This window comes from Variovorax sp. PAMC28562, assembly GCF_014303735.1.
GTDB lineage: Bacteria > Pseudomonadota > Gammaproteobacteria > Burkholderiales > Burkholderiaceae_C > Variovorax.
The window spans coordinates 3,963,935-3,976,402 of the sequence record NZ_CP060296.1 but is presented as its reverse complement, the minus strand read 5'-3'; the positions used below and the strand labels follow the sequence as shown (position 1 = coordinate 3,976,402).

Here is a 12,468-nt window from a genome sequence, read left to right as displayed (position 1 = left end):
CCGACCGCCGAACGGCATCGTTCGGCGGTTTCGTTTTCTGGAGCAACAAACGTGGCTACTCTTTCGACAACCATCCCCATCACCAAGCGCGGCGCCGAGAAGCTGCGCGAAGAACTGCATCGCCTGAAGACGGTTGAACGGCCTTGGGTCATCAACGCGATCTCGGAGGCGCGTGCGCAAGGCGATCTCAGCGAGAACGCCGAATACGAAGTCGCCAAAGACCGCCAGGGCTTTATCGAAGGCCGCATCCAGGAGGTCGAAGGCAAGCTGTCGGCTGCACAGATCATCGATCCGACCGAGGTCGATGCTGGTGGGAAAGTCGTCTTTGGCTCGACGGTCGAGTTAGAAGAAGAAACATCCGGCGAAGTCGTCAAGTACCAGATCGTTGGCGAAGACGAAGCCGACCTGAAGCTCGGGCTCATCAACATCTCCAGCCCGATTGCGCGTGCGCTTATCGGCAAGGAAGAGGGCGACACTGCGGAGGTGCAAGCGCCTGGCGGGCTGAAGCGCTACGAGATCATGGGCGTCAGCTACGTCTGATTCTGAAGACTCCGAGAACCGAGGCTTTTGCCGCAATGAAAGACCGCTTCGCACTGCTGCTCGCCTCCTTCTGGTGGGGTAGCCTGACGACGACTGGCTTTCTGGTGGTGCCGATGGCATTCGCCAAGCTTGGCAGCCCGGTGGTCGCCGGCAATTTTGCAGGTCAGTTGTTTGCTGCGCAGACTTGGGTAGCGTTGGGTTGCGGCATTGCACTGCTGACTTACTTTCGTTCGAAGATGGTCGATGGCGTGGCGCCGGCAGTTCGAATCGCGATCTCTTTGATCGTTGTTGCGCTCTTGCTTGCCCTGATGCAGGAGTACGCCGTTTCGCCCCGCATCCTGGCGCGCAACAACCTCAAGCTCTGGCACGCCGTCGGCAGCGGCATGTATCTGGCGCAATGGGCTCTTACAGCAGTCCTGCTCTGGCGTATGGCGCCCTCAGCTCAAAAACGCGCTGCCTGAAAAGCTGGGTCATTGCTGAGCCATTGCAGCCCGAGCGACCGCGAGCGGCTGCGCAGCCGCTACTCTTTCCAGTAACGCGCAACCCAGTTCGCGGGCCGGATGTAGCGAAACAGCCGGTTGCGTCGTCCCGCAAGCGCATCGGGCGGATTGCATTCACCATGAAAAATCATGATCCGCGAGCCGTCGGGCACGAAGGGTTCACGCCACAAGTTGGCCGGGAATGGCGGGATCCCGTGGTACTTGAAGCTAGGGCACCACTGCGTCGGCCAGTAGTTGAGCTTGTGCTGTCGGTACAAAAAATCCGACAGATAGCGCTGTTCGTTTCGAAACTCGGCCTGAACCTTCTCTGTATTGGCACGAAAGTAGTCGAGCACATCGGCGTGGGCACCCAACTCGAATCTATACACCGACGAATTGCCGGTGATGCGCTCGCGCCGCCAGGGTCGCGCGTAGTCATGAATGATCAGGAATTCACCGGGCTGCTCGAAGAACGCATCGAGACCGCCCACGACGACCACGTCGACATCCAGAAAAAGCGCCGTACCGCTCAGACCGTGCAGGTCGGCAGAGAAGGTGGTCAGCTTTTTCCAGGCGCCATCACGCTGGCCGGGCGCGAGGCTCAGGTCCAACGGAGGGATCGGCAGGCACAAGACTTCGGGCCGTATGCCGGCGCCATCGTCCGTCAAACAGACAAATTTGAAGTCGCCGCTCAGGTGGCGCCGCACCATCGCATAGAGCCGGTTGACGTATTCAGGGCCGTACTTCGTTCCCCACTTCATGCAGAGGATGTGGCGCTGGCCACCCGACTTCGCAGGCGACAGCGACGGGCTCGCGAGCACGCTCAGTCTGCCTGGCGGCGCTTCTTGGCGGACAGTGGCCGCTTGGCCTTGGCCCGCTTGATGGTGCCGCCGGGGGTCAGGCGCTGGTTGCCGAGCACGCGAAGCGTCTTGATCTCGGGGCGCTGACCGAAACGCTTGCTGTACTTGACGATCTTGACGTCCCTCGGGCCGGGCATGCGGTCTTCGTCGACTTCACGTTCTTTCTCGACCTTGGGGCGCCAGAGCACCAGCAGCTTGCCGATGTGCTGGATAGGCGCGGCGCTGAGCTCGTCGGCCAGCGTTTGCATCATGGCTTCGCGAGCGACGCGGTCGTCCGAGAAAACACGCACTTTGATAAGGCCGTGCGCTTTCAGGGCGGCGTCGGCCTCCTTTAAGACGGCAGGGGTGAGCCCGTCGCCACCGACCATGACGATCGGATCGAGGTGATGCGCTTCGGCGCGATGCACCTTGCGTTGTGCGGGGGAAAGTTGAATGGCAGGCATCCTCGTATTATCGAGCGTAGATGAATACCAAAACCACGGGCAAGAAGGTCAACAAGGCTTGGCTGCACGATCACATCAACGATCCGTACGTCAAGCTCGCAACCCGGGAGGGCTATCGTGCCCGGGCGGCGTACAAGCTCAAGGAGATTGACGAGACGCTGGGGCTGATCAAAGCGGGGCAGTTGGTGGTCGACCTCGGTTCCACGCCGGGCGCTTGGAGCCAGTATGTCCGGCGGCGCATGTCTCCGGGCGGCGCAGCGGCCGGGGCGTTGCAGGGCACGATCATCGCGCTCGACTTGCTGCCGATGGAGCCGATCGAGGGCGTCACTTTTCTTCTCGGTGATTTTCGGGAAGATGCGGTGGTCGACCAATTGAAAATCGCCATGGGCGGGCGACTGGCAGATGTGGTCGTGTCCGATATGGCGCCCAACCTGTCCGGCATTGCTTCGGCCGACACCGCTCGAATCGAGCACCTGGTCGAGCTTGCAATCGAGTTTGCACAGCACCACATGAAGCCGGAAGGGGTCTTGGTCGCCAAGGTATTTCACAGCGGAGGTTACGACACGCTGGTCAAGCTGTTTAAAGCGAACTTCAGAACGGTCAAGCCCATCAAACCCAAGGCGTCGAGGGACAAATCTTCCGAGACGTTTTTGGTCGGCATGGGTTTGCTGGGCGCACGTACGGAGTGATGGCGCGCACTGTTTCGGGCATTGCCCTTGAATTTGCCTCAAACCCGTGCCGGCCCTATGGCTGCTATAGGTAATTTCCGAGGTTTCGCAGCTTGAAAAGCCTAAAATAAGCTGCAATTGCGTTGTCTACCGCGCGTTTTCATTTTTCTGTCACGCGCTTCTGACTGGAGTTTTGTTTGAACAATCAGTGGTTTTCAAAAGTTGCCGTCTGGCTCGTCATTGCGATGGTGCTGTTCACTGTTTTCAAACAGTTCGACACACGCGGCGCGGCAGGCGCCAACAATGTCGGTTATTCGGACTTCCTGGAAGAAGTACGCGGTAACCGCATCAAGAGCGCAACCATTCAAGAAGGACAGGGCGGCAGCGAGATCGTGGCGGTCACCAACGATGACCGAAAGATCCGCACCACCGCGACCTACCTAGATCGTGGTTTGGTCGGCGACTTGATCGCCAACAACGTCAAGTTCGACGTCAAGCCGCGTGAAGAAGGCTCGCTTCTCATGACTCTGCTGGTCAGCTGGGGGCCCATGCTTCTGCTGATCGGCGTATGGGTCTATTTCATGCGACAGATGCAGGGCGGCGGCAAGGGGGGTGCATTCAGCTTCGGCAAGAGCAAGGCTCGCATGCTGGACGAGAACACCAACACGGTTACCTTCGCCGACGTCGCGGGTTGCGACGAAGCCAAGGAAGAAGTGAAGGAAGTCGTCGACTTCCTGAAAGACCCCGCACGATTCCAGAAACTCGGTGGCCGCATTCCGCGCGGCTTGTTGCTGGTCGGCCCTCCGGGCACTGGCAAGACACTGCTTGCCAAGTCGATCGCTGGCGAAGCGAAGGTTCCGTTCTTCTCCATTTCCGGTTCCGACTTCGTTGAAATGTTTGTCGGTGTGGGCGCAGCACGGGTGCGCGATATGTTCGAGAACGCCAAAAAGAACGCGCCTTGTATCATCTTCATCGATGAAATCGACGCGGTTGGTCGCCAGCGTGGCGCCGGTCTTGGGGGTGGCAACGACGAGCGCGAACAGACCTTGAATCAGATGTTGGTCGAGATGGACGGTTTTGAAACCAACCTCGGCGTGATTGTCGTGGCGGCGACGAACCGCCCGGACATTCTGGACGCTGCTTTGCTCCGCCCGGGTCGTTTCGACCGTCAGGTGTATGTGACGCTGCCGGACATCCGCGGCCGCGAGCAGATTCTTGCCGTGCACATGCGCAAAGTGCCTCTCGGCCAGGACGTGAACCCTAACGTTATTGCACGTGGCACGCCCGGCATGTCTGGCGCCGACTTGGCTAATCTCTGCAACGAAGCCGCCTTGATGGCTGCCCGCCGCAATGCGCGCGTAGTCGAAATGCAGGACTTCGAGAAGGCCAAAGACAAGATCTTCATGGGCCCCGAGCGCAAGAGCATGGTCATGCCCGAAGAAGAACGTCGCAACACGGCGTACCACGAGTCGGGTCATGCGCTTCTCGGCAAGCTCCTTCCCAAGTGCGACCCGGTGCACAAAGTCACCATCATTCCGCGGGGCCGTGCCCTGGGCGTGACGATGAGCCTGCCCGCCCAAGACCGCTATAGCTATGACCGTGAGTACATGCTGAATCAGATCAGCATGCTATTTGGTGGCCGCATTGCTGAAGAGGTGTTCATGCACCAGATGACAACTGGGGCGAGCAACGACTTCGAACGCGCGACTCAAATCGCGCGTGACATGGTCACCCGCTACGGTATGACCGAGTCGCTTGGCCCGATGGTCTATGCCGAGAACGAAGGCGAAGTGTTCCTGGGCCGCTCGGTTACCAAGACGACTACCATGAGCGAGCAGACCATGGAAAAGGTCGACGCCGAGGTTCGCCGCATCATCGACGACCAGTACGCCATGGCGCGCCGGCTGATCGAAGATAACAGCGACAAGATGCATGCGATGGCAAAGGCCTTGCTCGAATGGGAAACCATCGACACGGAGCAACTGGACGACATCATGGCCGGTAAGGCACCGCGCCCACCGAAAGACTGGACGCCACGCGTACCACCTTCAGGCAGCGGTGGTGGCAGCGGCGGCGCGCCGACGGTTCAACCCGATCCGGCGCCGACCGCGGCCTGAGGTGAAATTCGCAGCAGCGATGAACGGGGCCTCTGGCCCCGTTTTTTATGGGGCGAAGCATTGGGTGGCGACCCAATGACGGCGCTCGCTGAACAGCCGTTGTCGTCGAGGCCGTATTGGCAGACCACGCGCTTCAAGGTCGACCTCAGGCAGCCGCGCGTGATGGGCATCGTCAACGTGACTCCCGATTCGTTTTCCGATGGCGGACAACACGCTTCGACCGAAGCGGCGTTGCGGCACTGCGAGCACTTGATCGAAGAGGGCGTGGACATTCTCGACATTGGCGGCGAGTCGACACGGCCCGGCAGTCCCGCGATTGGGCTGCAAGAAGAGCTTAATCGCGTGCTTCCTGTGCTGCGCGAGGCGCTGAAGTTAGGACTACCGGTGTCGATCGATACGTACAAGCCCGAAGTGATGCGCGCCGCGCTCGATCTGGGCGTCGACATCGTCAACGACGTGTGGGCTCTGCGACAGCCTGGTGCGCTGGAAGTGATCGCTGCGCATCCGTCGTGCGGTGTTTGCCTGATGCACATGCACCGCGATCCGCAGACGATGCAGGCATTGCCGATGGAGGGCGACGTTGTCGCGCCGGTACTGTCGTTTTGGGCGCAGCAGACAGCGGCGCTTCGGGCGCTGGGGGTCGCAGCGGAGCGTATCGTGCTGGATCCAGGCATCGGTTTCGGCAAGACCGTTGCGCAGAATTTTTCATTGCTTGCGCGTCAGCGCGAGTTGATTGCGGTGGGTCGTCCGCTGCTCGTTGGTTGGTCGCGCAAATCTTCGCTCGGCGCAGTAGCGGGCATCGAATCGGCAGTGGCGCGCATGGTGCCGAGCGTCGCTGCGGCGGTACTGGCGGCCGAGCGTGGCGCTTCGGTCCTGCGCGTGCACGATGTGCGCGAAACCGTCGCGGCACTCGCCGTCTGGCGCGCGATGAAAGCAGAAAAACAACCAGTACAGGAGCAGTCGACATGACCAGAAAATACTTCGGAACCGATGGCATTCGCGGTACGGTCGGCCAGCCGCCGATCACGCCGGATTTCGTCTTGCGTCTTGCGCACGCCGTCGGCCGCGTGCTTAAGAAAACCGAATCGCGTCCGCGAGTGCTTATCGGCAAAGACACGCGAATCTCGGGTTACATGCTCGAGTCGGCACTCGAGTCGGGTTTCAATTCGGCAGGCGTCGATGTGGTGCTTTTAGGGCCGTTGCCAACGCCTGGCGTGGCTTACCTGACACGCGCCCAGCGCGCCAGCCTGGGCGTGGTGATTAGCGCCAGCCACAATGCTTTTCCCGACAACGGCATCAAGTTTTTCAGCGCACAGGGCACAAAGCTGGACGATGAGTGGGAGCTGGCGGTCGAGGCCGCGCTCGAAGAAGCGCCCGTGTGGGCCGACTCGGCGCAACTTGGCAAGGCCCGGCGTCTCGGCGATGCGGCGGGGCGGTACACCGAGTTTTGCAAGAGCACTTTCGCCTATGACCTGACGCTGCGCAACATGAAGCTCGTGGTCGATGGCGCCCACGGCGCTGCATATCAAGTCGCACCTCAGGTCTTCCATGAGTTGGGCGCCGATGTCACCAGCATCGGCTGCGCGCCCGATGGGCTCAACATCAACAAGGACGTCGGTGCGACGCACCCGCAAGCGCTGATCCAGGCGGTGAAGGACCGTGGCGCCGATTACGGTATTGCGCTCGACGGTGACGCCGACCGACTGCAACTCGTCGACTCGACCGGTCGTCTTTTCAACGGCGACGAACTGCTGTATCTGATGGTGGCGGAACGCATCGGACGGGGCGAGAAACCAGTGGGGGTAGTCGGCACGCTCATGACCAACAAAGCCGTCGAAGTCGCCCTGCGCAAACTTGGCGTCGAATTCGTGCGCGCCAAGGTCGGCGATCGCTATGTGCTGGAAGAACTCGAAAAGCGCGGCTGGTTGCTGGGTGGGGAAGGCTCGGGCCATTTGCTCGCCCTCGATCGGCATACGACAGGCGACGGCATCGTCAGCGCGCTGCAGGTGCTGCAAGCCTGCGTGCGTAGCGGAAAGACGGTCGCACAGTTGCTGGAGGGTGTGACGCTCTTTCCGCAGACGCTGATCAACGTGCGGGTCGCTCCCGGGCAGGACTGGCAGACCAATGCGGCGCTCGCGAAAGAAAGCGAACGCGCTGAAGCGAAGTTGGGCGACGCCGGTCGTGTACTGATTCGCGCCAGTGGTACCGAGCCCGTCGTGCGCGTGATGGTCGAGGCGCGCAACGCGCAAGACGCCGAGGGCTTTGCGCGGCGCATTGCCGCCACACTGGAAACGGCCGATTGAGCACGCAGATCGTGCCGTTGGTGAATGCCGTGCACGCAAGTGACGGGCACAGCTTCTCCAAATTTACAGAGCCGTCGATCACGCTCATAGCGGGAATCGGAGTGGCCGGAGATGCGCATGCCGGCCTGACCGTCAAGCATCGCTCGCGCGTTGCCAGAGATCCACATGCGGTCAACTTGCGGCAGGTTCATCTGCTGCACGCCGAGTTGTTCGATGAGTTGATCGAAGCGGGATTCGCGGTGTTTCCGGGCGACCTCGGAGAGAACATCACGACGCGCGGGATCGATCTGCTGGCACTGCCGACCGGCGCACGCCTGGCGATCGGGCGCAGCGCGGTGGTTCAAGTCACCGGGCTGCGCAATCCATGCAGTCAACTTAATCGATTTCAGCCGGGGCTCATGACTGCGACGTTGGGCAAGGATGCCGACGGTCGTCTGGTCCGCAAGGCGGGTGTGATGTCGATCGTCGTGGCGGGCGGCGAAGTGCGCGCAGGCGATCCGATCGGCATCGAGCTGCCCGCAGGCAAACTGAAACGAATGGAGCCGGTGTGATCGAAGTTTTCATTGCGGACTACCGCATTCCGGCGCAGATCGCCGCAGTCGTCAGCCTGTTGGACAGCTACGCACGCGATCCTGCGGGAGGTAGCGTTGGATTAGCCGAAGACATCAAGCAGGACCTTCCTGCAGCCTTGGCCGAGCGGCCGCAGATGTTCAATGTGCTGGCTTTTGCCGACGGTGAACCGATCGGGCTGGTCAACTGCATCGAAGGTTTCTCAACCTTTGCATGCAAACCATTGGTCAACGTTCACGACGTCGTCGTGTTGGAGAGCCATCGCGGACACCACCTCGTGCATCGCATGTTCGCTTGCGTAGAGGCCGAGGCGCGCACGCGTGGCGCCTGCAAACTCACGCTCGAGGTGCTATCGGGCAACCGGCCAGCCCTGCGCGCGTACGAGCGTGAGGGCTTTGCTGCGTTTCAGCTCGATCCGTCCTTCGGTACGGCACTTTTTCTACAAAAGAAGCTGTAAAAAAGTGGCCGCTCGTCGTACCGAAAATTAAAGCGGTATCGATTCAGAACTCAAGGTTAGAAGCGCGTGACCGGCGCTTCGATGTCGCGCTTTTCCACCGCGTACTTGCCCAACTCCCACTTCGCGATTGCATTGCGGTGCACTTCGTCCGGACCGTCCGCAAAGCGCAGCGTACGCGCGCCAGCATAGGCGTAGGCGAGAGGAAAGTCGTCGCTCATGCCGCCGCCGCCATGAACCTGCATGGCCCAGTCGATGACTTGGCACGCCATCGTCGGTGCCACGACCTTGATCATCGCGATCTCGTTGCGGGCGACCTTGTTGCCTGCCGTGTCCATCAGCCAGGCGGCCTTCAGCGTGAGCAGCCGGGCCATGTCGATCTTGCAACGCGCTTCGGCGATGCGTTCCTGCGTGACGGTTTGCGACGCAACGGTCTTGCCAAAAGCCACACGCGAAGAAGCGCGCTTGCACATCAGCTCGAGCGCGCGTTCCGCCAGGCCGATCAGCCGCATGCAGTGGTGAATGCGTCCGGGGCCAAGGCGACCCTGGGCGATCTCGAAGCCTCGGCCTTCACCGAGCAGAATATTGTCGATCGGAACACGCACGTTCTCGAACGTCATCTCGACGTGGCCGTGTGGCGCATCGTCGTAACCCATCACGTTGAGCGGTCGAACGATCTTGATGCCCTTGGCGTCGGCCGGCACGATCACCATGCTCTGCTGCGAATGCTTCGCGGCTTCGGGATCGGTTTTGCCCATGGTGATGAACACGGCGCAGCGCGGATCGGCCGCGCCGGAAATCCACCACTTGCGGCCGTTGATGACGTAGTCATTGCCATCGCGCTCGATGCGGGTTGCGATGTTCGTGGCATCGCTTGACGCGACGTCGGGTTCGGTCATTGCAAAGGCCGAACGGATCTGACCTTCGAGCAGTGGCTTGAGCCAGCGTGCCTTGATATCTGTCGAGCCGTAGCGCGCAATGGTTTCCATGTTGCCGGTGTCGGGTGCCGAGCAATTGAAAGCTTCGCTCGCCCATGGCACCGCGCCCATTATTTCGGCCAGCGGTGCGTATTCCTGATTGGTCAGGCCCGCGCCGTCATAGCCAGAAGCCGACGCGCTGTCGACTGGCAGGAACAGGTTCCAAAGGCCTTGGGCCTTGGCTTTTTCCTTCACCTTTTCCACCGTTTTGAGAGCCGTCCATCGCTTGCCGGCTGCGGTGTTAGCGGCCAGTTCGGCGGTGTACTCGGACTCGGCAGGGTAGATGTGTTCCTGCATGAACGCGCTGACGCGCTTTTGCAGTTCCTTGGTTTTGGAGGAATACTCGAAGTCCATCTTTTGTCTCCTTGGGTAAATAGGGTGGTCAGGCGCGCTGTGCGAAGTCCCAGGCCATCTCGGCCATGGGGCGGGCGCCGCGGGCAGACGCTACGGCCTGCTCGCTCGACGCGGTGCCGGCCTCGACCCGCTTGGCGATGCCTTGCAGAATGGCCGCCATGCGGAACAGGTTGTAGGCCTGGTAGAAGTTCCAGTCCTCTGCGAGCGCCTCGGGTGTAGTGAACCGCGTGCGCTTGCAATAACTCGCGATGTACTCTTCCTCGGTCGGAATGCCCATGCTCTTATGGTCCAGCCCGCCGATACCGCGGAACGAGCCCGGCGAAATATGCCAGGACATGCAGTGGTAGCTGAAGTCGGCAAGAGGATGGCCCAGCGTCGAAAGCTCCCAATCGAGCACGGCAATGGCGCGGGGCTCCTTGGCGTCGAACATGAGGTTGTCGAGCCGGTAGTCGCCATGCACGATCGAGATCATCTTTTCGTCGCGCGCGCTTGCGGGGATATGCGTCGGGAGCCAATCCATCAGGCGCGCCATGGCATCGATAGGTTGCGACATCTCGCCCTTGCCATCAGCGGAAGCCACGTACTGCTTGCTCCAGCGGCCGATCTGACGCTCGAAGTAATTGCCTGGCTTGCCGTAGCCAGCCAGCCCACGCTCGGCGAAGTTGACGGTGTGCAAAGCGGAGATCACGCGGTTCATCTCGTCGTAGATTGCGCTGCGATCGGCGTTGCTCATACCGGGCAAAGATTGATCCCACAGCACGCGTCCGGCCATGAACTCCATGACATAGAAAGCGCGACCGATCACGCCTTCGTCTTCGCACAGGCAGTACATGCGTGGCACCGGCACATCGGTGCCTTGCAAACCGCTCATGACTTTGTATTCGCGTTCGACCGCGTGCGCCGAAGGCAGCAACTTGGCGACCGGGCCCGGCTTGGCGCGCATCACGTAGCTCTGGGACGGCGTCAATAGTTTGTACGTCGGGTTGGACTGCCCGCCCTTGAACATCTCGATGGTCAGTGGGCCTTTGAAGCCGTCGAGGTTCTTCTCGAGCCATGCAGAAAGTGCATCGATGTCGAGGGCATGTTGTGAGGACACCGCGCGGGTGCCGATGAAGTTACTGAAGTCCTGGGTCATGGCGCACTCAAACGTCGGCTTCGGAAATGCGCATTAGCGCGGGACGGTCGAGCACCACGAGGCCACCGGGCTCGATCCGGATGACGTCCTCGCGCTCCATCGCCTTCAGCTCCTGATTGACGCGCTGACGCGATGCACCGAGCAATTGCGCGAGCTCTTCCTGTGCGAGGTGAAGACCGATGCGCATCTGGTTGCCGTCCGACAAGCTTGCGACCCCATAGCTGCGCACGAGGTGAATGAGCTGCTTGGCCAGCCGCGCACGCAAGGGCAGGGTGTTCAGGTCTTCCACCAGGCCGAACAGCTGGCGAATGCGCCGCGCCTGCAGCCGCATCAAGGCTTCGTACAGCTCGACGTGCGCCGCGAGGATCTTCTGGAAGTCGGCGCGCGCAACATTGAGCGTCGTGGTGTCGCCATGCGCGTACGCATCGTGCGTGCGCCGGTCCCCGTCGAACATCGCCACGTCGCCGAACCAGATGCCCGGCTCGACGTAGGTCAGCGTGACTTGCTTGCCAGACACCGCTGTCGAGCTGACGCGCACCGCGCCCTTGGCGCAGGCGATCCACTGCTCTGGCGGATCCCCGCGTGCAGCAAGCAGTTCGCCGTCTTTGTAGCGTTTGACGAAAGCGCATCGGAGGATGTCGTGGCGTAGAGAGGGGGAAAGGGAGGAGAACCAGCGACCGTTGTTGATCGCTTCACGTTCTTCGATGGTAAGAATGGGGTCGTCCATTGGTCTGTCCTGTCGGCGACTGAAAGGCTGAGGGTTGTCACGGGAGTGACCGGACCCGATCAAGGGTACTGCGGCGTCTCTTTGGCAAGGAAGGCGGCGATGCCGATGCCGGCGTTCGGATGATGCAGGTTGCGCACGAACTGATCGCGCTCGGCAGAAAGCTGTGACGACAAAGTCGCTCCGCGTCCATCGCTGAGCAGCTCCTTGATGCTGGCCAACGCATTTGGCGCCCGCGAGTTCAAACGTTCTGCTAGCGCCAGGGCCGCAGCCAACGCCTGGCCGCTTCCAGCGAGTTCGTTCACCAGGCCGAGTTCGTGGAGGCGTTCGGCTGCGATGCGTTGGCCACCCATCAACCATTCGCTCGCCAATTGCCGAGGCAACAGTTGGGCAAGATGCCAGCTCAAGCCGCCGTCGGGAGACAAGCCGATGTTGCTGTACGACGCTGCGAACACCGCGTCGCGTGCAGCGACGACGAAGTCGCATGCCAGCGCCAGCGAGAACCCGGCTCCGGCGGCCGCGCCTTCCACCGCGGCGATCACCGGCTTGGGAAACGTGCGGATCGAGTCGATCCAGTTGTGCAAGCCTTCTATGCTTTCCGCCTGCACCGAAGGTTCTCGATCGCGGTTGGCAGACAGGCGCTGCAGCGAGCCGCCGGCGCAGAACCATGCGCCCTCGCCGACGATCACGACGCTGCGGATTTCATCGCTGCTTTCGGCGCCGTTGAGTGCTTCGATACCTGCGGCATAGATCTCCGGACCGAGCGCGTTGCGTTGCGACGGATTCGAGAGCGTCAGCACCATGGTGCGGCCTTCGCTCGTGCTCTTGAGTTCAGCGGTCATCG

The 12,468-nt window shown here is 61.2% G+C and carries 14 protein-coding genes; 8 read left to right on the top strand and 6 right to left on the bottom strand.

Annotated elements, in window-relative coordinates; translation table 11 throughout:
* Nucleotides 1-51 precede the first annotated feature (51 nt).
* Together greA and H7F36_RS18680 are read left to right on the top strand one after the other, a co-directional pair.
* Entirely contained in the window at nt 52-540 is a 489-nt protein-coding gene (gene greA / locus H7F36_RS18685) for a transcription elongation factor GreA (protein WP_187052194.1), read from the top strand.
* A 35-nt stretch (nt 541-575) separates the two neighbouring features.
* A complete protein-coding gene (locus tag H7F36_RS18680; protein WP_187052193.1) occupies nt 576-1,001 on the top strand; it encodes a DUF4149 domain-containing protein in 426 nt (141 codons plus the stop codon).
* Nucleotides 1,002-1,060: 59 nt separating this feature from the next.
* Here H7F36_RS18680 and H7F36_RS18675 read toward each other — a convergent pair whose 3' ends face one another.
* Together H7F36_RS18675 and H7F36_RS18670 are read right to left on the bottom strand one after the other, a co-directional pair.
* Complete coding sequence (locus tag H7F36_RS18675; RefSeq protein WP_261802681.1) at nt 1,061-1,780, bottom strand: glycosyltransferase; 720 nt, start codon at nt 1,778-1,780, stop codon at nt 1,061-1,063.
* Between the two features lie 62 nt (nt 1,781-1,842).
* Nucleotides 1,843-2,322, bottom strand: coding sequence for a YhbY family RNA-binding protein (locus tag H7F36_RS18670; protein ID WP_187052192.1), 480 nt, complete (start codon nt 2,320-2,322; stop codon nt 1,843-1,845).
* Nucleotides 2,323-2,342: 20 nt separating this feature from the next.
* Between H7F36_RS18670 and H7F36_RS18665 the strand changes: the two genes are divergently transcribed.
* From H7F36_RS18665 to H7F36_RS18640, 6 genes are all read left to right on the top strand, one after another.
* The gene (locus tag H7F36_RS18665; RefSeq protein WP_187052191.1) at nt 2,343-3,011 is read left to right on the top strand and encodes an RlmE family RNA methyltransferase; all 669 of its coding nucleotides are present in this window, start codon (nt 2,343-2,345) and stop codon (nt 3,009-3,011) included.
* 176 nt (nt 3,012-3,187) lie between these two features.
* Nucleotides 3,188-5,107, top strand: a complete 1,920-nt coding sequence (gene ftsH, locus H7F36_RS18660; RefSeq protein ID WP_187052190.1) for an ATP-dependent zinc metalloprotease FtsH — start codon at nt 3,188-3,190, stop codon at nt 5,105-5,107.
* A 75-nt stretch (nt 5,108-5,182) separates the two neighbouring features.
* Nucleotides 5,183-6,076 (top strand): dihydropteroate synthase, encoded by an 894-nt coding sequence (folP, locus tag H7F36_RS18655; protein ID WP_261802382.1) that lies wholly within the window; start codon nt 5,183-5,185, stop codon nt 6,074-6,076.
* A complete protein-coding gene (glmM, locus tag H7F36_RS18650; protein WP_187052189.1) occupies nt 6,073-7,410 on the top strand; it encodes a phosphoglucosamine mutase in 1,338 nt (445 codons plus the stop codon). The genes folP and glmM overlap by 4 nt, the downstream gene beginning before the upstream one ends.
* 8 nt (nt 7,411-7,418) lie before the next feature.
* Nucleotides 7,419-7,961 (top strand): MOSC domain-containing protein, encoded by a 543-nt coding sequence (locus H7F36_RS18645; protein WP_222620492.1) that lies wholly within the window; start codon nt 7,419-7,421, stop codon nt 7,959-7,961.
* Complete coding sequence (locus tag H7F36_RS18640; protein ID WP_187052188.1) at nt 7,958-8,437, top strand: GNAT family N-acetyltransferase; 480 nt, start codon at nt 7,958-7,960, stop codon at nt 8,435-8,437. The genes H7F36_RS18645 and H7F36_RS18640 overlap by 4 nt, the downstream gene beginning before the upstream one ends.
* Before the next feature lie 56 nt (nt 8,438-8,493).
* Here H7F36_RS18640 and H7F36_RS18635 read toward each other — a convergent pair whose 3' ends face one another.
* From H7F36_RS18635 to H7F36_RS18620, 4 genes are read right to left on the bottom strand one after another with little or no spacing between them, the layout of a single operon-like run.
* Entirely contained in the window at nt 8,494-9,765 is a 1,272-nt protein-coding gene (locus H7F36_RS18635) for an acyl-CoA dehydrogenase family protein (RefSeq protein WP_187052187.1), read from the bottom strand.
* A 28-nt stretch (nt 9,766-9,793) separates the two neighbouring features.
* The gene (locus tag H7F36_RS18630) at nt 9,794-10,900 is read right to left on the bottom strand and encodes a phosphotransferase (RefSeq protein ID WP_187052186.1); all 1,107 of its coding nucleotides are present in this window, start codon (nt 10,898-10,900) and stop codon (nt 9,794-9,796) included.
* A 7-nt stretch (nt 10,901-10,907) separates the two neighbouring features.
* Complete coding sequence (locus H7F36_RS18625; protein WP_187052185.1) at nt 10,908-11,627, bottom strand: Crp/Fnr family transcriptional regulator; 720 nt, start codon at nt 11,625-11,627, stop codon at nt 10,908-10,910.
* A gap of 59 nt (nt 11,628-11,686) precedes the next feature.
* Nucleotides 11,687-12,466: an oxepin-CoA hydrolase, alternative type gene (locus H7F36_RS18620; RefSeq protein ID WP_187052184.1), complete on the bottom strand. Its 780-nt coding sequence runs from the start codon at nt 12,464-12,466 to the stop codon at nt 11,687-11,689.
* Between the last annotated feature and the right edge of the window lie 2 nt (nt 12,467-12,468).

What these genes read in the sequence shown, in the direction of transcription:
- H7F36_RS18670 (WP_187052192.1), bottom strand. Translation starts at nt 2,322, where the DNA reads ATGCCTGCCATTCAACTTTCCCCCGCACAACGCAAGGTGCATCGCGCC.
- H7F36_RS18675 (WP_261802681.1), bottom strand. Translation starts at nt 1,780, where the DNA reads ATGAAGTGGGGAACGAAGTACGGCCCTGAATACGTCAACCGGCTCTAT.
- folP (WP_261802382.1), top strand. Translation starts at nt 5,183, where the DNA reads ATGACGGCGCTCGCTGAACAGCCGTTGTCGTCGAGGCCGTATTGGCAG.
- H7F36_RS18665 (WP_187052191.1), top strand. Translation starts at nt 2,343, where the DNA reads ATGAATACCAAAACCACGGGCAAGAAGGTCAACAAGGCTTGGCTGCAC.
- H7F36_RS18625 (WP_187052185.1), bottom strand. Translation starts at nt 11,627, where the DNA reads ATGGACGACCCCATTCTTACCATCGAAGAACGTGAAGCGATCAACAAC.
- H7F36_RS18635 (WP_187052187.1), bottom strand. Translation starts at nt 9,765, where the DNA reads ATGGACTTCGAGTATTCCTCCAAAACCAAGGAACTGCAAAAGCGCGTC.
- H7F36_RS18680 (WP_187052193.1), top strand. Translation starts at nt 576, where the DNA reads ATGAAAGACCGCTTCGCACTGCTGCTCGCCTCCTTCTGGTGGGGTAGC.
- H7F36_RS18630 (WP_187052186.1), bottom strand. Translation starts at nt 10,900, where the DNA reads ATGACCCAGGACTTCAGTAACTTCATCGGCACCCGCGCGGTGTCCTCA.
- glmM (WP_187052189.1), top strand. Translation starts at nt 6,073, where the DNA reads ATGACCAGAAAATACTTCGGAACCGATGGCATTCGCGGTACGGTCGGC.
- H7F36_RS18620 (WP_187052184.1), bottom strand. Translation starts at nt 12,466, where the DNA reads ATGACCGCTGAACTCAAGAGCACGAGCGAAGGCCGCACCATGGTGCTG.